Origin of the sequence: Paenibacillus silvestris (genome assembly GCF_009882985.1) — a bacterium.
Taxonomy (GTDB): Bacteria; Bacillota; Bacilli; order Paenibacillales; family NBRC-103111; genus Paenibacillus_E; species Paenibacillus_E silvestris.
On sequence record NZ_WTUZ01000022.1, the window covers coordinates 1,377,783 to 1,397,309 of the forward strand.

At 42.3% G+C, this 19,527-nt stretch carries 19 protein-coding genes; 14 read left to right on the top strand and 5 right to left on the bottom strand.

Annotation, left to right across the window (positions count from 1 at the left end; all coding sequences use genetic code 11):
• Positions 1-45: 45 nt before the first annotated feature.
• Positions 46-1,389, bottom strand: a complete 1,344-nt coding sequence (locus GQF01_RS26305) for a hypothetical protein (protein ID WP_328803532.1) — start codon at positions 1,387-1,389, stop codon at positions 46-48.
• A gap of 204 nt (positions 1,390-1,593) precedes the next feature.
• Between GQF01_RS26305 and GQF01_RS26310 the strand changes: the two genes are divergently transcribed.
• A complete protein-coding gene (locus GQF01_RS26310; RefSeq protein ID WP_161409843.1) occupies positions 1,594-2,067 on the top strand; it encodes an NUDIX hydrolase in 474 nt (157 codons plus the stop codon).
• Between the two features lie 59 nt (positions 2,068-2,126).
• Here GQF01_RS26310 and GQF01_RS26315 read toward each other — a convergent pair whose 3' ends face one another.
• A complete protein-coding gene (locus GQF01_RS26315) occupies positions 2,127-3,314 on the bottom strand; it encodes an MFS transporter (protein WP_235960291.1) in 1,188 nt (395 codons plus the stop codon).
• Positions 3,315-3,434: 120 nt separating this feature from the next.
• Here GQF01_RS26315 and GQF01_RS26320 point away from each other — a divergent pair, with 120 nt between their 5' ends.
• Both GQF01_RS26320 and GQF01_RS26325 read left to right on the top strand, forming a co-directional pair.
• Positions 3,435-4,322, top strand: coding sequence for a LysR family transcriptional regulator (locus GQF01_RS26320; RefSeq protein ID WP_161409963.1), 888 nt, complete (start codon positions 3,435-3,437; stop codon positions 4,320-4,322).
• Positions 4,323-4,520: 198 nt separating this feature from the next.
• Positions 4,521-5,024 (top strand): HEAT repeat domain-containing protein, encoded by a 504-nt coding sequence (locus tag GQF01_RS26325; RefSeq protein WP_161409845.1) that lies wholly within the window; start codon positions 4,521-4,523, stop codon positions 5,022-5,024.
• 11 nt (positions 5,025-5,035) lie between these two features.
• Here the strand turns inward: GQF01_RS26325 and GQF01_RS26330 are convergent, their stop codons facing one another.
• Positions 5,036-5,653, bottom strand: a complete 618-nt coding sequence (locus tag GQF01_RS26330) for a TVP38/TMEM64 family protein (protein ID WP_161409846.1) — start codon at positions 5,651-5,653, stop codon at positions 5,036-5,038.
• A gap of 123 nt (positions 5,654-5,776) precedes the next feature.
• Here GQF01_RS26330 and GQF01_RS26335 point away from each other — a divergent pair, with 123 nt between their 5' ends.
• The 7 genes from GQF01_RS26335 (at position 5,777) to GQF01_RS26365 (ending at position 14,396) form a co-directional block, all read left to right on the top strand.
• Positions 5,777-6,397 carry a PadR family transcriptional regulator gene (locus tag GQF01_RS26335; RefSeq protein ID WP_161409847.1) on the top strand — a complete coding sequence of 207 codons (621 nt, stop codon included), beginning with the start codon at positions 5,777-5,779 and terminating at the stop codon, positions 6,395-6,397.
• A 13-nt stretch (positions 6,398-6,410) separates the two neighbouring features.
• Positions 6,411-7,316, top strand: coding sequence for an alpha/beta fold hydrolase (locus tag GQF01_RS26340; RefSeq protein ID WP_161409848.1), 906 nt, complete (start codon positions 6,411-6,413; stop codon positions 7,314-7,316).
• 291 nt (positions 7,317-7,607) lie between these two features.
• A complete protein-coding gene (locus GQF01_RS26345; RefSeq protein WP_161409849.1) occupies positions 7,608-8,519 on the top strand; it encodes an ABC transporter permease in 912 nt (303 codons plus the stop codon).
• Between the two features lie 56 nt (positions 8,520-8,575).
• Entirely contained in the window at positions 8,576-9,406 is an 831-nt protein-coding gene (locus GQF01_RS26350) for a carbohydrate ABC transporter permease (protein WP_161409964.1), read from the top strand.
• 58 nt (positions 9,407-9,464) lie between these two features.
• Entirely contained in the window at positions 9,465-11,039 is a 1,575-nt protein-coding gene (locus GQF01_RS26355; protein ID WP_161409850.1) for an extracellular solute-binding protein, read from the top strand.
• A 93-nt stretch (positions 11,040-11,132) separates the two neighbouring features.
• On the top strand, positions 11,133-12,569 hold the full coding sequence (locus GQF01_RS26360; protein WP_161409851.1) for a response regulator transcription factor: 1,437 nt from the start codon (positions 11,133-11,135) through the stop codon (positions 12,567-12,569).
• Between the two features lie 24 nt (positions 12,570-12,593).
• Positions 12,594-14,396: a cache domain-containing sensor histidine kinase gene (locus GQF01_RS26365; RefSeq protein ID WP_161409852.1), complete on the top strand. Its 1,803-nt coding sequence runs from the start codon at positions 12,594-12,596 to the stop codon at positions 14,394-14,396.
• Between the two features lies 1 nt (position 14,397).
• On the opposite strand, the gene GQF01_RS26370 is transcribed toward GQF01_RS26365, so the two are convergent.
• Positions 14,398-15,462 (bottom strand): glycosyltransferase family 4 protein, encoded by a 1,065-nt coding sequence (locus tag GQF01_RS26370; protein ID WP_235960294.1) that lies wholly within the window; start codon positions 15,460-15,462, stop codon positions 14,398-14,400.
• 116 nt (positions 15,463-15,578) lie between these two features.
• Between GQF01_RS26370 and GQF01_RS26375 the strand changes: the two genes are divergently transcribed.
• The 4 genes from GQF01_RS26375 (at position 15,579) to GQF01_RS26390 (ending at position 19,354) form a co-directional block, all read left to right on the top strand.
• Positions 15,579-16,937 carry an aminoglycoside phosphotransferase family protein gene (locus tag GQF01_RS26375; protein WP_161409853.1) on the top strand — a complete coding sequence of 453 codons (1,359 nt, stop codon included), beginning with the start codon at positions 15,579-15,581 and terminating at the stop codon, positions 16,935-16,937.
• A 187-nt stretch (positions 16,938-17,124) separates the two neighbouring features.
• Positions 17,125-17,370, top strand: a complete 246-nt coding sequence (locus GQF01_RS26380) for a hypothetical protein (RefSeq protein WP_161409854.1) — start codon at positions 17,125-17,127, stop codon at positions 17,368-17,370.
• Between the two features lie 132 nt (positions 17,371-17,502).
• Entirely contained in the window at positions 17,503-19,170 is a 1,668-nt protein-coding gene (locus GQF01_RS26385; RefSeq protein WP_161409855.1) for a carboxypeptidase-like regulatory domain-containing protein, read from the top strand.
• 40 nt (positions 19,171-19,210) lie between these two features.
• Complete coding sequence (locus tag GQF01_RS26390; RefSeq protein ID WP_161409856.1) at positions 19,211-19,354, top strand: hypothetical protein; 144 nt, start codon at positions 19,211-19,213, stop codon at positions 19,352-19,354.
• An 81-nt stretch (positions 19,355-19,435) separates the two neighbouring features.
• On the opposite strand, the gene GQF01_RS26395 is transcribed toward GQF01_RS26390, so the two are convergent.
• The coding region (locus GQF01_RS26395) for an IS3 family transposase (protein WP_161409857.1) at positions 19,436-19,527 on the bottom strand (92 nt) is incomplete at its 5' end.

Here is a 19,527-nt window from a genome sequence, read left to right on the forward strand (position 1 = left end):
TAAAAAACAGTTGGTCGGGATCCCGATCAACTGTTTTTTTGTTTCTTATTTAAAATCGCCAAGTAAGTAATTGTAGAAGGGCTCGTCCACCCAGAATTTATAGGAGTCGACGTTCAAATTGGCATTGATCTTCTTTAGACCAGCAGAAACTTCTTCCGACTTATCGCTGAGGGAGAAAGACTGCGCATAATAATGGCCCTTAGTGACTTTATTGTTAGCAATCACCTTGTAGTCTTTCAATTCGGTTAAGGAATAGTAGAGTGGCTGCCACCAGGAAGAATAAATAAGTCCTGTTTGGTCTTCACTGTTCTTTTTAGCATATTGGAGAACGATCTGTTGGAATTTGTTCTTTTGCTCAGCGTTATCGAATTCGAACTCAATGTCATATTCCTTGGCATAGGCGATGAAGTTTCCGTTCTCAATCTGGACGACTTGATAATCCTCAGTTTGTGTCGGCTCGCCCCACTCTTTTAGGTAAATGAAAGCAGATGTTTTGGGCTCGAGCTGTACTTTCGCCTGGATGTTCTCGCTGCGCAGCAACCCGATTAGCTGAATCGCATGCGTAATGTCAGAGTGTCCGTAAGTGAGAGACTGCTTGGGATCAAAGTTTGCATCGAAACGAGAATCCTTCAAGTTGTACCCAGTAACGAGATTCTTCTTCAAAGCTTCATCGAAGACAGCGCGCAAATCGGTGGACGAAATAATGTCCTCGGTATGCCAGGCATCGTTAATTTTGCGGAAGATATCGCTATCTGAAGTCGATCCAAGATAATGCTTATATTGGCCAGTAAAAGTAAGAATTTTGCCAAGCAGGTCGTTAGCAAAGGTTGGGTTAGCAGTTGTATCCGCTTGGAAATCGGATGAGACAAGCCCCGTATCAATAGCAGCGGCCAGCTCTTGAGCGGCTTGAAGTGTTAGTTGATTGTTTTGATCATAGTCAATATGTACTTTCGCCAGAGCGGCTTTAATTTTATCTTTGGGATACGTATAGGCGAGCTCTTTCAAGCCGGAGGCTTTCAAAGCAATGAAAGTGGCCTGTAATTGGGTAAGCGGTTGATCCCCTTGCAGTTTGCCTTCGGATAGAATCCCTTTTTCGTGTAAAGCAAGCGCTGCTTTGAAATAAGGACTGTCCTTTTGTAAATCGGTAAAGACATTGGTCTGATCTTTTGCTTCAGCTTTCAAAATGTTGTTCACAGCGATAACGAAATCACCTTTGGATAAGGAGTCTGACAAGGTGATGGCATATTTATCGTTCAAAAACTGTTTGTATGAGAGAGCTGAATCACTTGCTGCAGAAGCTGAGCTTAGTGGGCTTACTGAGGCTAGGAGGACAGCTGTTAAGAGTGCTATTTGCAAGGGCTTGTGAGACTTCAATGGTTTCATTGGCATGGAAAAGACCTCCGTTTTTTTAATTCATATAGGAATAGTATGTTTTATAGAAATATATCAGTTAAGATAATAGGTGTCAACAAATATTGGAAGGTTCTTCGTCAATAAAGAAAAGAAAGTAGTTCTCAGAATCTAAGGTTATGGTACTATGAGGTAACTATTTCGAGGTTCTTTAACGATAAATTCTAAGATTGGGGAAGTATGATGGGTTATGTAGAAGATCTAAGAAAAATTGTAGGCACTATTCCACTAATCCTCGTTGGTGCGGTGGTGATTATTACTGATGATGACAATAAAATTTTATTGCAAAAAAGAAGGCATCATCCTGTAGGGCGTTATGGGTTACCTGGCGGGTTAATGGAATTGGGAGAGTCTACTATAGAGACTGCTCAAAGAGAAGTGTATGAAGAAACAGGACTTAAGGTTAGCAATCTTACCTTAATTGATGTTTTCTCGGGTAAAGATCATTTTATTAAAGCTCCCAATGGTGATGAATTTTATGTTGTTGTTACTGCTTATTGGACGAAGGAGTTTAGTGGTACTTTAGAAATAAATGATGAAGAATCAATGAGTTTAGACTTTTTTAATATGGATGATCTGCCTGAGAATATACCAACAAGTCACAAAGAAATGATACATAAGTATAGAACTTTGTTTGCCCAATCTCATATGAAATAGAAAAACCATCGTCTTATTGGAACGATGGTTTCGGGATGATAAGAAAAGTATGTCTGAACTCATCCCTTTTCAAGGGAAGGACTTTTGGCATGTGCACCAAGATGACGCCGCGACAACAGCAAAGCATAAGCCAGATAAACAATTATAATAAGACCAAATAACAGGACATAGCCGCCGAGATGGTAGATTAGGCTGCCAAGAATTGGGCTGAAGGCCATCCCCATATAACGGAAAAAGTTATACGCTCCGACGGCGGTCGCACGGTTTTTCGAGAAAGCACCTGTCAGCAGCGTCGTCTGCACGGGCAGCGAGAACCCGAGGAATAGCCCGAAGAAGATAATTGCTGCCAGCAGCCAAGGTAAAGAAATCGAGTAGCAGATAAGGAAAAACAACACCGAAATTGCATTTAGATAAGTCGTCAGGACAAGCAGCTTTTCGCCTTCCAATCGTGATTGGATTTTCCCGCCTAAGTAACTGCCGACCACGATGCCAAGCGACATTGGCAGAAAGACCAGTCCTTTTTGCTCAGCGGACAAGCCATAACGATCGGTTAGAATGTTCGGCAAGAAGACAAGGAAATAGTAAAATACATAATACTGAATAAACCCAAGATAAATAATGGATGATCCGATCCGATTCTGTAGAATCATTGCAAAATCCCGCATATGAAAGCGACCTGCTTCGACGCTGTCCGGTTTCGTTTCCTTCAAATAAAGGTAATTGAAAACCAGCACAAGCATCCCGGTAGCCGCAAGCGCGAGAAACACAGAGTGAAAATTGAACAATCCACTTAGGAAGCCGCCGATGACCGGCCCAAGCACAGGTCCTAATGAAACTAACATTTGGAAGGTTCCCATTGCTTGGCCGCGTTGTTTTCCTTCAAACAAATCACTGATGACTGTAACGGCCACGACTGATCCTGCAGCGATACCGATAGCCTGCAGCGCTCGGAAGACCAGTAGAAGCGTTATTGTTTCGGAAAAAAAACATCCAACCGATGCGATCACATACAGTGTTATTCCGAAAAGCATTACTTTACGGCGCCCCTTTACATCCGTGAGAGGACCATAGATCACCTGCATGATGGCAAGGAATAAGGTGAAAACCGAAATCGTCAAGTTTACAATGAATGAGGTGGAGTGGAGCTGGCTCGCAACCTCAGGCAATATAGGTGTGTAAATCGTTTGCGTGAACGGCCCAAGAAACGCCGCAAAAGCGACAATATAAAGAATGAATTTACGATTCATGATGATGTTCATTCCCTTCTTAGAAAAGTTAATGTCATCGTACTTGAATTCTATTATTTATTCCAACGCATTTCATGCTATAATCTCATTTACCAGAAGGAATGAATGGGGTGTACGAAATTGGAACTTCTTCAACTGCACTACTTTCTCGCGGTAGCTCGTTCGGAACATGTGACCGAAGCCGCCCGGAGTCTGCACGTTACGCAATCTTCCTTAAGTAAAACAATTCAACGCCTGGAGGAAGATCTGGGTGTCTCGCTTTTTGACCGCATAGGCAGGAAGCTTCAATTGAATGAATTCGGAAGAAGGTTTCTTCGGCGCACAGAAAGGGCTTTGTTCGAATTGGAGCAGGGGAAGCAGGAGCTCAGCGACTTAGCAAGCCCCGATAATGGCACACTTGAATTAGGGGTGACTAGTGCAAGCGTATTACCCGACATTCTTCGGCAATATCGGAAAAAACGGCCTAATATTCAATTTCATGTGCAGATGCTGACCACTGTGGAAATGATTATGCTTTTAGAGAGAGGTGAGGTTGATTATTGCTTGTCCTCGCCCCCTGTCGAGCGTGATGACATCGAATGTCAAATCGTTTTCTTCGACCCTATACTTGTCGCCGTTCCCATAGGGCATCGGCTGGCGAATCGAAGCAGCGTATCCTTGGACGAGCTGAGGGATGAATGGTTCGTCGGGCTAAAGATTGGCTACGGTACGCGTGATTTAATGGACCCGTTATGTAGATCCGTTGGATTTGTCCCTCATTATGTATACGAGGGGGATGAACCGGCAAGGTTGATCAATCTGGTCGAAGCTGAAATTGGAATCGCCTTTTTGCCAAGCACGGCTAGGAATGAACGAGCGCAAATCAAGTATCTCCAGATAGAGAATCACGAAGTGGTGCGGAAAATCGCATTATTGTGGCACAAGAGTCGATATATATCGGCGGCTGCTCTGGAATTCCGTGAAATCGTTGTAGCCTATTTCGAGGATCTTTCCAAACAGACAATTTAATTTCGAATGTTCCTTCATTTCGCGATTACCTCGGGCTTTCGTACATCGTATTTCCCTTTAATTGAAAAGGCTGCCCCTAGGTCATTTTTTGACTTTAGGGGCAGCCTCTTTTTATTTTTATGGGACCCCCACCTTATAATCTGCCAGCGCTTTTATATAATTAGAAGGAGATCAATGATAAATCTGTGGAGGGAAGTTATGGAAGATTACAGACGGTACATTCCACTGCTTGCAACCAAAGATGGCTGGCAAACAGCCTATCCTATTTTGGATAAAGCCGGGAAATTAGCAATCGATGCTATCCTGGAAGGGCTTGAAAGTCAAGATTGGAGAATAAGGAAATGGTGCACGGCTTTATTAGATCACAATGCTGATCAACGCTGCATAGAACCGCTGGTTTGCCGATTAACGGATTCCTATGCGGATGTTAGAAGGCATGCGGTACATAGCATCGGTTGTCAATCTTGCAAAGATGAATCGCTATGCCTGGACATCATTGCTTTATTAATCGAACGTGCGATGAAGGATACGAGCATACTTGTGAAACGCAGTGCCGTTCATATGCTGGGCAATCAACCATACGATGTTAGAGCAACAGAAGCACTTGCGTATATGATCGGGCATGAAAAAGATAAGAAGCTGTTATTCAACGCAACGTGGTCATTGAAACAACAAAATCACTTATTACATGCACAAAAGTGAATAGCAGCTGCTTAAAGCCAGCGCTTCTTAAGCCAGACGCGATAAACAACGTAGACGGACGCCAAAAAGAGAGCATACACGCCGACGGACATAACGAGCTTGCTGGTGCCAGCAAACAGATTGCTGCCGATGAATGCGAACAGGAGCATAGCAGGAATTTTGCCCAATGCGGACGCTACAGCGAATGTAACGACCGAAATGGAAGTAATGGCAGGAATGACATTAACGACAGCCTGAGGAATAATCGGGATTAGTCGAGCTAATAAAATAGTCAGGAACGGATTTTTTTCAATCGCGGCCTGGAGCTTTTCCAGTTTTTCGTACTTGGATAAGTAAGCACGACCTTGCTTTTGAAACAAGTAGCGTGCCAGCCAAAAAACAATGACAGATGCGACGGAAGCAGCAGTCCAACTGATCAAAGCGCCCACCAATGGACCGTACATAAACCCGAGCATGCCGATAACTATTTTGTAGGGGATGACCGGGATGATAATAAAACCAAGCGCAGCTGCAAAAATAAGCAGAACGGGCGCATCCCCATATTGCATCCAATGCAAAATTTCATCTTTGAATGTATAAACAATGACGATAAGCACGAGATACATGCAGATGGTGTACCATTTCTTCATGAGGTAGGGTGTCTCCCTTGGTATGAGTCTTCTTCTGGTGTTGATCTTACTAAGTGTAACACACAAACTTTATTCATTGGAGCCCATTGACATAGTTATAAAATGAATAGTAATATTATAACTATGAAGAATAAAACGAATAAACCCCAACGATCACCACTTGCTTTGGCCATTCTCGCCCATCTTGCCGAAGAACCTATGCACCCCTACAGAATGCAGCAGCTAATCAAAGAAAGAGGAAAGGATCAGGTCATTAACGTCCGTCAGCGTACAAGTATTTATCAGACCATTGAGCGACTGCTAAGGGAGGGACTCATTTCGGTCCAAGGCACCTTAAGTGAAGGAGGGCGCCCAGATCGGACCGTGTACGAATTGACCGAGGAAGGAAGAGAAGTGTCCAAGGAATGGCTTAGGGAAATGCTTTCGGTCCGGTCTCAGGAATATCCGGATTTTCCCGCTGCTATCTCTTTTCTTACCCTTCTGACACCGGAAGATGTTCAGCGGCAATTCGAGAAACGGGAAGGAGCTCTCCATGAAGCAATCGAGGGCTTGGACTCACAGCTATTACAGTACAAAGAGAATGTTCCCCGATTGTTCATGCTCGAGGTTGAACATAGCCGTGCCGTATTGAGAGCCGAACTTGAATGGCTTCGCGCTGTCATCGAAGATTTCCGCAGAGGTGAACTGTCATGGAGTGAGGAATGGATACGCGAAATAGCGGATCGGCTAAGTAGTCCACAATGAGGAGGAGCTTGAAATGATGAATTCAACTGCTATTCAATCGGGTGTAACTTTGGTGGAGTCCCGCCATGCAGTCGGCTCTGTCATATCTAGAGACGGCACCACAATTGGTTATCGGCAATTTGGTCAAGGACCTGGTGTCGTGGTGGTACATGGCGCCAATTTATCTTCCCAGAACCTGATGCAGCTCGCAGAGCAGCTAGCCGATGCCTTCACAGTTTACGTACCTGATCGCCGAGGTCGTGGTCTAAGCGGACCTTTCGGTGAAGGTTACAGTATAAAGAAGGAAGTTGAAGATTTAGAGGCTCTCTTTCATCATACAGGCGCCCGCCAAGTCTTCGGGATCAGCTCAGGGGGACTTATTGCGCTTGAAGCAGCACTTGCCTTGCCCGCTATTGTCAAGCTCGCGCTCTACGAGCCCGCATTGCTGATGAATGCTGAGAGGACGGAGTGGCTGGCGCGCTATGACCAAGAGATCGCCCAAGGCAAGACGGCCGCAGCTCTCGTCACATCCCTCAAAGGCTTGCAGCTGGGCGGAGCGGTGCTTAATGCCTTCCCTCGGTGGCTGCTTGAAACCATGACGAACAAAATGATGGAGAACGAGTGCAAGAAGGCGAAAAAAGGCGACGTAACGATGAAAATGCTAGCTCCGACATTGCATTATGATGGGCAGTTGCTAGTGGAGATGACCGGCAAACTGGACCGGTTTAAGACCTTGAGCGCCGATACGTTGTTACTCGGAGGCAGCAAAGGCTTGCCCTATCTGAAGCCTGCACTCGATGCTCTACAGAAGGTGCTTCCTCAGGCCAAACGAGTGGAAGTGCCCGGACTTGATCACGGCGGAGCGTGTGATGTCAGCAATACCAATCGTGGCGGTAAGCCGGAATTGGTGGCGCTGGAGCTAAGGCGATTTTTTGCCTAAAAGCATATGTTTAATAGGATGCGTAAAAGGGAGCAGTTCGCCACAAGTGGCTGCTGTTCCCTTTTTCGAACATAATAAAATAAGTTGAAAACCGGGACTCCAATGGAGTTCCGGTTTTTTATTCCTTCCCGTGTAAAATAAAATTATTACCAAATTCTTTTAATTAATTACATTTTATTAAAAACTCACAAACGTATAATGATTACATGAGATAGGCGAAACAAGATGTGTAAGGAAAGAGGGAGGATAAAAGTGAAAGCGGTTTTAGGAGACTATATAGAGAGTAGAAGTATGAAAAAGAAAAACAGTTTCTTCCGCAGCATAAAAAGAGATTCTCTCTTATATTTACTTTTACTGCTGCCAATGGCGTATATCATCATTTTTAAGTATGCTCCCATATACGGTGTACTGATGGCATTCCAGGATTATAATATTTTCCAGGGGATTAGCGGAAGTGAGTGGGTTGGGCTAGACGTCTTCAAATTCATTTTTGAACAGAAAAGTTTCTACCGTGCGCTTACTAATACTCTGGTTCTCAACTTTTTGGATTTGATAGCGGGATTCCCGGCACCCATTATATTGGCTATTTTATTGAATGAACTCCGACACGTCAGATTTAAAAAGATAACCCAAACGATTCTATATTTACCTCATTTCTTATCTTGGGTCATTATTGGAGGTATGGTTTATCTAATGTTTTCTACAGGCGGCATGGCGAATAGTGTCCTGTCTAGCCTTGGACTCGGTCAAATCGAGTTTCTTTCCCAAAAAATGAACTGGTTAATCATGTATGTTGCTGTTGGGGTATGGCACAGTGTAGGATGGGGGACAATCATCTATTTAGCCTCCATTATCGGAATCAACAAAGAATTATACGAAGCTTCCGATATTGATGGGTGCAGCAGGCTTCGTAAAATTTGGCATATAACATTGCCAGGCATTAAGCCGACCATTATTATCCTGCTAATTTTGCAAATTGGAAAAATGATATCGATTGGATTCGATCGTCCGTTTGTTATGGGGAACTCCCTGGTTAGCGAATACTCCGATGTTATCAGTACTTATGTGTATCGAATAGGAATTGGGTCCGGGGATTTCTCGCAGGCAACAGCAGTAGGGCTATTCCAGTCTGTTGTAGGCTTGATATTCTTAGTGGCTGCGAACTTTATTGCCAAAAAAATCGGTGAGCAGGGAATATGGTAAGGAGTGTGAGTTGATTGATTAGAAAACAAAGATTTAATGTCGTAGATAGTTGTATTATGGTATTCATAATAGGTGTGGCGATTACATGTCTTGTTCCCTTTCTATATATGATTGCGCTTTCTCTGAGCTCAAACAATGCCATTATTTCTCAGAAGGTTTCTCTGTGGCCTGTAGAATTTACACTTGAAACCTATAAAACAATCTTAAGTGATGTAAGCATGATTTATACCCTTGGTTATACGATAGTGTTGACCATTTTTTATACAATCTTCTGTATGTTTTTAACCATCTGTGCAGCGTATCCGCTTACAAAGAAAAGATTAAAGGGAAGAAGCTTTGTTTTAACCGTTTTAGTCATTACGATGTATTTCAGTGGAGGCCTCATACCTAGCTATATCTTGGTGAAAAACCTGGATTTGATGAATACGATGTGGAGCTTAATCCTGCCAGGCGCAATGAGTGTTTTCAATATGATCATTCTCAAAACATTCTTTGCATCCCTCCCAGAAAGCTTGGAAGAGTCGGCATCTATAGATGGCTGTAATGAACTGGGCATCCTTCTACGGATTGTCCTTCCGCTATCCATGCCTTCTATAGCTACTTTAAGCCTTTTTTACGCGGTTGACAGATGGAATGGTTTTCAAGATGCACTCTTTTATATAACAGACAAGAACTTGTACCCGATGCAATTAAAGCTGTACCAAATCATTACGGCAAATCAGCAGTTAGATACCCAGCAAGGTGAAGGCAGTGTTGGCGCCTTTATTGTTCCTGAGTCGTTGAAAGCTGCGAGTGTCATGTTTGCAACGGTTCCGATCTTAGTTGTTTATCCTAAACTGCAAAAGTATTTTGTTGAAGGTGTAATGACAGGGGCCATCAAGGGTTGAGGGTAAGAATGAGGTTAGGAATGAGGAATACAACTAAATGAAAAAAGGTGAGGTTATAATGAAAATTAAAAAAATGTTGGCTTTAGTCCCGGTATTAACGCTAGTTACCAGTGCATTGGCAGGATGTGGAAATGATCAGGCGAAAGAGGCTCAAGCAACATCAACAGCTGCTGCCAAAGCTTCAGGAACGCCGGTTACACTGACGGTTGAGGTATTTGACAGAGGCATTCAGGGTCAACCAGATTTGAACAATAATACGTGGTCACGGTATATCAATGATAATTTCGGGAAAGCGAACAATGCAGTGGTGAAGTTCGTTCCGGTTCCCAGGTCACAAGAAATTGATAAGCTGAATGTATTGATGGCGTCTGGTGAGGCACCTGATATCTCATTTACCTATGATGGTGCTACCGTTTCCAGATATGCGAAAATTAATGGTATTCAACCCTTGGATGAGTTATTGGCTAAGCACGGTAAGGAGTTAACGAATTATTTGGGCAAGACGGTTCTGCAATATGGACAATATAATGGGAAACAGATGGCGATCCCAGCGAAAAGGACTTCGCTGGCCTGGGGCGGCATGTTCATTAGAAAAGATTGGCTGGATAAGTTAGGCATGCCGCTTCCTACAACCAGAGATGAATTATATAATACGTTAATTGCCTTCAGAGACAAAAATCCCGGAGGCGTGAACGGTGTCATTCCGTGGGGATTGGCAGCAACCGGTATGAACTATGGCTTCGGTAATTTAAGCGAATCCTTCTGGGGGAAACAGTCGGAGGAAGAATTCGTCACGATGCCAGGCTGGCTAAAACCAGGAAATAAGGATACATTAAAGTTTCTCAACAAGCTTTATAATGAAAAATTAATCAGCCCTGATTTTGCTCTAGACAAAACAGCCAAACAAGCGGATGCTGATGTTACGAACGGGAAAGTCGGATTCTTCAGTGCCAACTGGGACTATCCGCTAAGACAAAATATTAGTGAGCCGCTAAAAACAAATGTGCCTACTGCGAACTTTGTTCCTATTGATACCTTCAAAAACTATGAAGGGAAATATAAGAAAATCGCTTACAATGAAAATGGTGTGAATGTCTTTATTCCGAAGAGCAGCAAAAATGCGGAACTGGCAATCAAGTATTTGAATTGGATGTCCGATCCGAAAGTATTGTTCTTCCTACAATACGGTCAGGAAGGCGTTAACCACAAGATGGTTAATGATATGCCGCAAGTGATTACGCAAACTGGTGATAATATGCAAACTAGCTATCTAAATCTTGATTATACGCTGGTAGTCAATGGTGTGGAGCTAGGTGATCAACAGAAGAATATTAAGGCTTTAGCTGCTTCTGCTCCGGGATACGAAGCAGTTGCTGAGAAATCATACCAGATCAATACAACAGATACGTATACAGGTTACTATTATGATACACCGAATGAGTCCAATATTAAGTTCGGCAAAACACTTGGGGATCTGAATAAAACGATGACAGACAAACTTATCGTTTGCAAGCCTGCAGAATTCGATAGATTGTATGACAAATTGGTTGCAGAGTATATGGCAGCCGGCGGGCAGGCAGTTATGGACGAAAATATTAAATTATACAAAAATATGCAAGCAAATAAGAAGTAGTTATTCTTTCATATTGACATATGAGAAGTAACAGCCTATGGACATGACAGAGCTATGTCCATAGGCGTTTCTAATGGGACTAGGGGGGCACTTATGTACAGTGTTTTTATCATAGATGATGAACCGTGGGCAATAAAAGGGATAAGGAATGTATTTAACTGGGATAAATATGGTTTCGAAATAACAGGCCAATTCACAAGCGTTCATAAGGCCATCGAGTATATGAACGAGGAGTGCCCAGATCTTATTTTTACAGATATAAGAATGCCCGAAATTTCCGGACTTGAGCTCATGAAGATGACCAAAGAGAAGGGATTGGATGTTGAGTTTGTAGTTGTAAGCGGTTTCGCGGAGTTTGCATATGCGCAGGAAGCCTTGAGATATGGGGCACTGGATTATTTCCTAAAGCCTATAGATATTGACATGGCGGATCCATTGATCGAGAAGCTGGCGCTGCATTTTGCAAAGAAGAGCAGCATTCGAAATAACCTGATTCTAGAGGCTTTGACATCCTCGGATAAAAGTGAATTGAATCGTTTAACACCCTTTTTTGATCGTTCGTCGGACGATTTCTTTCGTGTGCTTGTTATTTATTCAAACAGTGAGAACAAGGACTATAAGAGTTTAACATTTTTCGATCGTAAACAGACATTGGAAATTGATTTTGGATCAAGAAAGACGTTATATATTCTCAAAAGCAGTGAGAAATCTGAGTTGGAAAATCAGTTGGATGGCACCATTTTTACGGGATTAGATATCAAAGCGATAGGAATTAGCTCCATTTCAACGAATTATGATAGTATTGCAAAACTAATTAAGGAATCTGATCTCGCAGCCTCACAAATATTTTTGAATGAAGAGAAAGGTATGTTTAAATACGAGCCAAGACTTGCGGTTGTTAAACCCTTTATCGATGAAATATCTACCATTATTCAAGAGAACAAATTCGATGAAATGGATTACATCATGGAGAGGGTCGTGCATTTCTTCAGAGAAAATCATTTGGGCATGGGAGAGGTCGTCTACTTATGGAATCAAGTGGTTAGCGTGCTCGCTGGAACCTACTATGATGAGTTGCGAGATATGGAGCTTGATTTCCTTAATTATTCTGAACTGAAGGAGCGTTTTGAGAACTTTGAGTCCTTATGCAGCTTTATCTATGATATTCTGATCTACATCAAGCAACTGAACGGTCAGACCGTCAATGAAGGTGATATCAATACCTATTTTAGCCAGATGGTTAAATACATCGACAATCACTTTCAGTCCCGGTTATACCTGAAAGATTTGTCTGCCCAATTTTTCATTAACCAAGTCTATTGCTGCCAGTTTTTCAAGAAAAATTTGGGTAAAACCTTCTCGGAATACGTCACTGAATTGAGAGTGAAAAAGGCATGCGAGCTGTTGAAACATACGGAATTGTCCATTGAAGAAGTTGCAACAAAAGTTGGGTACGTAGATTACTATTATTTCAACAAAGTGTTCAAGAAACAATGTGGCATCACACCTACGAAATTCAGAAAAAGTTGATGGGCAGCGATCGGAGTGGGGATTGTGCAGATTAGTAGACTGAAGCTAAAACATCAGATCTTACTCATATTTACATTTTCAATCATCATATTTACAACTATGGAGTTGTATTTCTATTACAGCTTCTATGATTTGACGCAAAAAAGGGCATCCAATTATGGCAATAAAATCATTGAGCAAACACAGCAAAAAATAGATACCGTATTTAACGATTTAGAAGTGAGTACAAACATCGTTGTTAGTAATAAAAAGATCCAAGAATTTACCATTGTGGATGATGATTATAAAAGGGCATTTGATATTGGGACTTACGTTATTGATCTCATGGAGTATATGAGGTCTTTTAATTCGTATGTGAATGGTATTGTGATTAATGACAATGAGGGAAGACGCATATACAGTTTAGCTACGGCAAACGGCGATATATTTTTTTCGAATCAATATGAAGAATTTATTAAGCCATATAAACAGGGCGGCAAGTCTGCTGACAAAGGAACGTATACAGATATTCTAAAAGACGAAAAAACAGGAAGCGAATATTTCTTTTATATAGCACCTATTATTGAAGCTATTGGAGGGGTTCGTTTCTCACAACTAACCGGCTATTGCTCCGTTATGGTGAATACGGAAAGGCTGCAAGAGCTTGTTAAGCATACGGATTTGACGCCTAACTCTACTTTGTATCTATTAAACAGCCGCAATGAAGTCATTGCGTCCAATAATACAAATTTCCGCGGCATTTTATTCAAGGATATACTCTCAGTAGATCGAGATAGTTTAACTAATGGCGTCAAAACGAAGTTAAACGGAGAAGACGTCATCGTTCAGGAAAAAGATTTGGAGCAAGCAGACGGGTGGCGGATCGTAAGTATAATACCGGTGCACGAACTGACAACCGATATGAACGCTATCAAAAATGTGAGTATTATTGCTGGCATCGGCATCATTTTGAGTTTGATTATTTTGGGCTATTTTTTCCTGAATAGTTTGACACGGCCTGTGATGGGGCTAGTAGCCGATATGAAACGAATTGGTAAAAGAGACATGGGCTTTCGGATCAAGGTACGCTCCACGAATGAAGTTGGTGTGCTGGCCTACGATATCAACAGCATGATTGACCAAATGGAAGAGATGGCAAGCAATATCTTGAATACGCAAGCAAGATTATATGAGTCTGAAATCAGCAAAAAGCAAGTTGAATTTTCAGCTTTACAAAGCCAAATTAACCCGCATTTCCTTTATAATACATTAAATTGCATAAGCAGTATCGGTCTTGAATATGGCAGCAAAGAAATTGCTCAGATAACTTCGTCTATGTCCAAAATATTTCGTTACAGTATCAAAGAAGATGAGCTTGTTCGGATAAGCGAAGAAATTCAGTGTGTTCAGGCGTACATGAATATTATTTCAATACGATACGAAAACAAGTTTTCTATGGAAGTACATGTGGATGACAGGTTAATGGAAATGAAAACACCTAAAATGATTTTGCAGCCGATCATCGAAAATTCTATTTATCATGGCCTTGAACGTAGGGACGCAGGAGGCGATCTACTTGTAAACGGGCATATCGATGCGAATGGAGATATCTGTTTTCAAGTGACGGATTCTGGCATAGGGATCGGTCAGGATGAGCTCGAAAGCATAAAAGCGATGCTGAACATGGACGATTCGGAGAGAGTGAAGAACAGTCCGGATGGGAAAAGCATCGGACTTTCCAATATTAATAACAGGATCAAGCTGATGTTCGGAGAAGGTTATGGGGTAAAAATAGAAAGCCAGATTGGCCTCGGAACTACAGTGATCGTTAAGATTCCATCTAATTAATTTATACGAGGTCTTTCAGCATAGATAGGAAGCGGTTCGCATAAAGTTGAGGCGAGAATTGTTCGCGAGCTCGTGTTATGGCTCTTGTTCGTATGAATTCTCGCAGCGAGAGATTGCAGACGAGATCGAAGGCTTCCGCTACGGCTCCATTCACATCTTGCTGAGCGAAAAGCTTTCCAGTCAAATTATGCGTTACAAAGCTGCGCACACCGTCCGAATCCGAAGTTACAACGGGACACCGGCAGCTCATAGCTTCGAGGACAGCATATCCGAAGCCTTCCATAACGGAGGTTGAACAAAGGAAGCCGCCTGAGTCGCCTATCATGGAATAATAATCCGCCATTTGATGATGGGGGACATTGGCAAAGCTTTCAATGCGCGAGTTAAGTTTAAGCTGTTCCACTCGGCTTTTAAATAATTCTTTTTCAGGAGAAATCTGATCATCTTCAAAAAGCCAAATTTTATAATCAGGAACGAGTCTCGTGAATTTGGTGACGATGTCCAGAAACATCTGCCAGTTTTTATTTGACTCAATACGACCAACCCACCCAATGATAGGAAGCGAAGAAAAACCGAGCGAACGATATGAGAAATTCTCAGTATCCAGACAATTATCAAAGCAATAATGTTTTTTTCCAGGATAGATTTCAGTGAATAATGACTTTAAGTGGGTTGTATTAGGGTATAGGAGTGCAGCGGCATGAGGTTCAATATAGATCTTGGCATCATGCAAAAAGGCTCGTGCAGCCGAATAACTTCCAAGCCCTTGAGCTTCATAGATGATCGGCCCTCTGTAGCCAAGACCTCTCAGCCGCTCTAGCATCAAGTAGTCGGAGGAAACCGTAATGCAATCGTATTGTTCGCGATCTAGAATCATACGAATCTCATCATCTTCATTGGTCACAAAAATGGTGCGACTATTCATTTGAAAATTCTGCAATCCGCTGCCGTCTACTAGATATAATAGATGGCAGTCCACGCCATGAGGTTGAAGTGACTTACAACGCTCGCGATTGAGCGTTTCCATCCCGCCACTAGGCACAATATATATAAATAGGATTTTCAAACGTCTCGCCTCACTTCAGTATACGATAAATTAAGATATGCAATAGGCGTAATCTATGTATGTTCATATGCCTACTATAAATGTAAAAATTAACCAAGTTTTAAGGGGGAGTGACCATGAGTAATCCGAATGAAATTGAATCTGAATCTATCATTTACGGACTTCTCCGTAATCCCTACAGTGGCCGCTTTCTAACGGTTAGACCTTCCAGTGATGAGGGGTGGCGCCTGCCGACAATATCTGTTAAAAGACGAGATCTTCTACTTACCCCTGGTTTCGTAACTCAGGAGATGTCTCAACTCCTTGGACAGTACGTTATTGCCTACCGTTATGTTCGGATTCAACACAATAGTCAAAGCGGCAGGAAAGAAGCATTCTTTGAGTTGGAATGCCCGCAGTCCTCACTTGGTGCTGCCAATCTTCATGTACAATGGAGCGACTCAGAAGAATTGTTGAGTCTGCATTTGGAGCATAACGACATTCTCGTTGATTATTTATTAAAAGCAGAAAGTGAAGAAGTGCCAGAGTACCGTCAGCCTTGGGAGCGCAGTGGATGGTACACCAAAGCCACTTCATGGATCGAAGACTCTCTTCGAACGCTTGGCATCCAACTTATTGAACGTCCCGAGCAGGTAAAGTGGTGGAGCCTCTCCTGTGTGCTGCGGCTCTCTACCACTCACGGAATTATCTACTTTAAAACTAACGCCCATCAGCCTCTGTTTGCTCAAGAACCTACTTTTCTGACTTATATGGCTAAAATCCTTCCCGGAAGTGTGCCACAAATACTCGCTTCTGAGCTGACCGAAGGATGGATGCTTCTTGCAGATGCAGGCGATAAGCTAAGCAGTGATATACCTATGGAGCAAAAAGTGAATCTACTGCTGGCGTTCGGCGAAATTCAACTTAAGATGGTGTGCAGGACTACTGAGATACTGGAACTGGGATGCTCGGATCGAAAGCCTGAGAACTTACTACCCCTAGTCGAGCAGCTGTTCGAGGATGCGATTGTGGTGTCTAAGCTTACTAGGGATGAGCTCGAAGATCTTCGTCGACATCTGCCTACGATTATGGATATGTGTAAGCAAATATCTAGCTATTCGGTACCTTCAACACTTGTACATGGTGATCTCCACATGGGGAATGTGGCAAGTGGCGGCGATGGGCTCCTTAAGTTTTTCGACTGGACAGATGCGTGCGTTGCCCATCCTTTCATGGATATGACCCTTATTTACCATGAGAAGGATCCTTCCGTTAGAGTTCTACTACGTGATGCTTACCTAGAATTGTGGAAAGGCTACGAGACGATGGAACGACTGCAAGAGCTTTGGTCCCTATGCGAGGTCGTCCATACCATCTATCACACGGTAAGTTACCAATCGATACTGAAGCATACCGAGGTCAGATCTCGGGGCGAGTTGGGCGGCGTACCCGCTATTTATATGCGGAATTTGCTGCGGTATCTTAACGAAGGTTAGAAAATCAAGAATTTCTTACTATCTCAAGGCTGTTAGGGGTTGGCTATCCGGGGGACTAATTGTGAACGGATATTGAACGTTGGTAAATTTTGAATACATACAGCAGAAACCGACAAAATTCTTGGATAATCTATTTTATGATAGGGTTGTAACTCTCACATCCTTCCATACAAAAGGAGCTTATCCAATGCAGCAAATATCCGATTATCTGTTTATGGGTTCCTTAATTTTATTAATCGTAACACTACTTTTAAAAGGTGTAGGTTCAACTGGTTCCTCCAATGCTTTAGGGAATATAGATTTACAAATGCAACAAAACCACAAGAATGACTTGGATAAGCAAGATTCTATTTTTTCAAGGATATTTAAGTCGTACTTGATATGGACATCGATTGCTGGAGTAGTCTTATCAATTGTCATATCTAAAATGTAGTAGGACGATAGCAGAGGAGACCTGATTTGCAGAGGCTCCTTTTTTTTGTTCGGCAATACCTCCTGATTTTCTATCTATGTTCTTATTATAGAATATGTTATTCTTAATGAAGAACAAAAAGGAGGTATAAGGGTGAAAAGTATTATAATGGGAAAAAGTTGCGTTTGTTTGCTGTTGCTATTGTCGATTTTTGGATTTTTAACCGTACAACCTACACAAGCTTCCACTAACAATATCACTGGTAGTAGCGTCACCAGTAACGTATATAGTTCATTGAACATGGAAGCGGATGAGGAGCGTCATGGAGTAATTACGGATGAAGCTGGTTCACCAGTTCCTGCATTGTCGATCACATTCGGACTGAACTCTCAGTATTATGGTATGGCAGTGACGGATTCAAATGGATATTTTATAGTACCCAGTTCGATAAATGAGTTCGTCGATACCTTTATGATTTTCACCATTAAGGGGATTACTATCGTGGTTCCAACGTATGGTGGGAACCCCAATTCATACAACTTTCAGTTGCCCTCGAAACTTGATCAAGCAGAAGGCATCGTAACCCTTTCTGGAGGAGTCCCAGTGCCGGGAATTCATGTGGAAGTACATTACGGTACAAGATACACATTGAACACTGGAGTTACGGATCAAAATGGAAAATATTCCATTCCCTTTGTTAATTATGCGATGGAGAATTTCCCTGTTTACGTAACTTTAGGAGATATCGACCCTTTTTATACACAGCCTGTAAAAGATGGTTTTTTCTCTGTTTCTTCGCCATCTGGCAACATGGTTTGCGGATATGTGTGGCCTATGCAAGCAGATGCAACAGTAGAGCTTGTAGGTGTGGGAACTACAAAATTAAACTATTTCGGACAGTTTGCATTTTATAACGTAAATCAAGGTAACAATACTTTAAAAATTATTCCGGATGCACAGTTTAAACCTGTACAGGTTGATCACGTTAATCCTGGGAGCTGTGTCAATGTTGAACTCTCCTTAAAAGATAATAACCCGCCCGTTGTTCAGGCTTTAGCGGATAGAGCCCCTGATGTAAATGGTTGGTACAACCATGATGTAACGGTTTCATTTACGGCCACGGATGATGATGAATCACCAGTTCAATTCATTTCCAGCCCAATCGTCGTCTCCACGGACGGAGCCAACCAATATATTTCAGGATATGCTACGGATACATTTGGATTAAGTGGCGAAGCTGGCATCACCATCAATATGGATAAATCCCCTCCATTTACGGCAGTCTCTTCGGGAACTCCAACGATTTCTAACAAGGATATAACGGTTAACCTAATTGCGAGTGATCTATATACAGGTGTTACTGAAACGGTGTATCGAATCAACGAAGGCCCATGGCAAAAATACACAGGAACGATTACTTTTAGGAACAGCGGTACCAACAAATTGGATTACCGAAGCACAGACGGGGTGGGTAACATCGAAATAATGAAGTCAACGACTTTCATTATTGATAAAGTGACGCCTATCACCATGTATCGCTTAGATCCCCTCACTGAAAAAGACCCAAAAGGAAATCCCTATATTAAGGGATTCATGCTCACGCTTCAGGCAGCGGATAATGGCGGTGGTTCTGGTGTGAAAGCAACGCAATATCGAATCAACGGTGGTCCTTGGATTCCGTATACAGGTCCTTTTACGATTTATGCAGGAACAACGCATTTAGTTGAATACTTCAGCACCGATCAAGCTGGAAATGCCGAGAGCCCAATGAATAAGATGGATTTTGATAAAGGGATATTTACAGGTGCTGGTAAATTCTGAGGATAAGTTGATTTAACTTAAAATAAACGAGGTGGAAGCTATGAATAATAAAGTGGAGCAGAAAAAAAGAGTTTGGGAGAAGCCCCAATTAGAAGTTGTATCTGTTCGAGAGACAGCCTATTGGGAATTTAGATGGAATGAGAAAACAGGCTTTTGGGAAAATGTATGGGTTAGTGAAAGTTAAGTTTATCGCGAAAAATTTGAATAGGAAACCGCTAGGCAGCCGGCACAGAATGAAGTGACCCCTTAAAGTTAGACAAATGTTTTATGCAACCTGTTGGGCATGAGCTCGGTACTGTACCGGGCTCATGCCTTTTAGTTTTGATTTGATACGTTTGTGATTGTAATAATCTATGT

Bases quoted from the DNA above. Each gene is read 5' to 3' on its own strand.
- GQF01_RS26375 (WP_161409853.1), top strand. From the start codon at position 15,579: ATGAGTAATCCGAATGAAATTGAATCTGAATCTATCATTTACGGACTT.
- GQF01_RS26310 (WP_161409843.1), top strand. From the start codon at position 1,594: ATGGGTTATGTAGAAGATCTAAGAAAAATTGTAGGCACTATTCCACTA.
- GQF01_RS26390 (WP_161409856.1), top strand. From the start codon at position 19,211: ATGAATAATAAAGTGGAGCAGAAAAAAAGAGTTTGGGAGAAGCCCCAA.
- GQF01_RS26315 (WP_235960291.1), bottom strand. From the start codon at position 3,314: ATGAATCGTAAATTCATTCTTTATATTGTCGCTTTTGCGGCGTTTCTT.
- GQF01_RS26350 (WP_161409964.1), top strand. From the start codon at position 8,576: ATGGTATTCATAATAGGTGTGGCGATTACATGTCTTGTTCCCTTTCTA.
- GQF01_RS26330 (WP_161409846.1), bottom strand. From the start codon at position 5,653: ATGAAGAAATGGTACACCATCTGCATGTATCTCGTGCTTATCGTCATT.
- GQF01_RS26360 (WP_161409851.1), top strand. From the start codon at position 11,133: ATGTACAGTGTTTTTATCATAGATGATGAACCGTGGGCAATAAAAGGG.
- GQF01_RS26325 (WP_161409845.1), top strand. From the start codon at position 4,521: ATGGAAGATTACAGACGGTACATTCCACTGCTTGCAACCAAAGATGGC.
- GQF01_RS26380 (WP_161409854.1), top strand. From the start codon at position 17,125: ATGCAGCAAATATCCGATTATCTGTTTATGGGTTCCTTAATTTTATTA.
- GQF01_RS26305 (WP_328803532.1), bottom strand. From the start codon at position 1,389: ATGCCAATGAAACCATTGAAGTCTCACAAGCCCTTGCAAATAGCACTC.
- GQF01_RS26340 (WP_161409848.1), top strand. From the start codon at position 6,411: ATGATGAATTCAACTGCTATTCAATCGGGTGTAACTTTGGTGGAGTCC.
- GQF01_RS26335 (WP_161409847.1), top strand. From the start codon at position 5,777: ATGAAGAATAAAACGAATAAACCCCAACGATCACCACTTGCTTTGGCC.
- GQF01_RS26345 (WP_161409849.1), top strand. From the start codon at position 7,608: ATGAAAAAGAAAAACAGTTTCTTCCGCAGCATAAAAAGAGATTCTCTC.
- GQF01_RS26355 (WP_161409850.1), top strand. From the start codon at position 9,465: ATGAAAATTAAAAAAATGTTGGCTTTAGTCCCGGTATTAACGCTAGTT.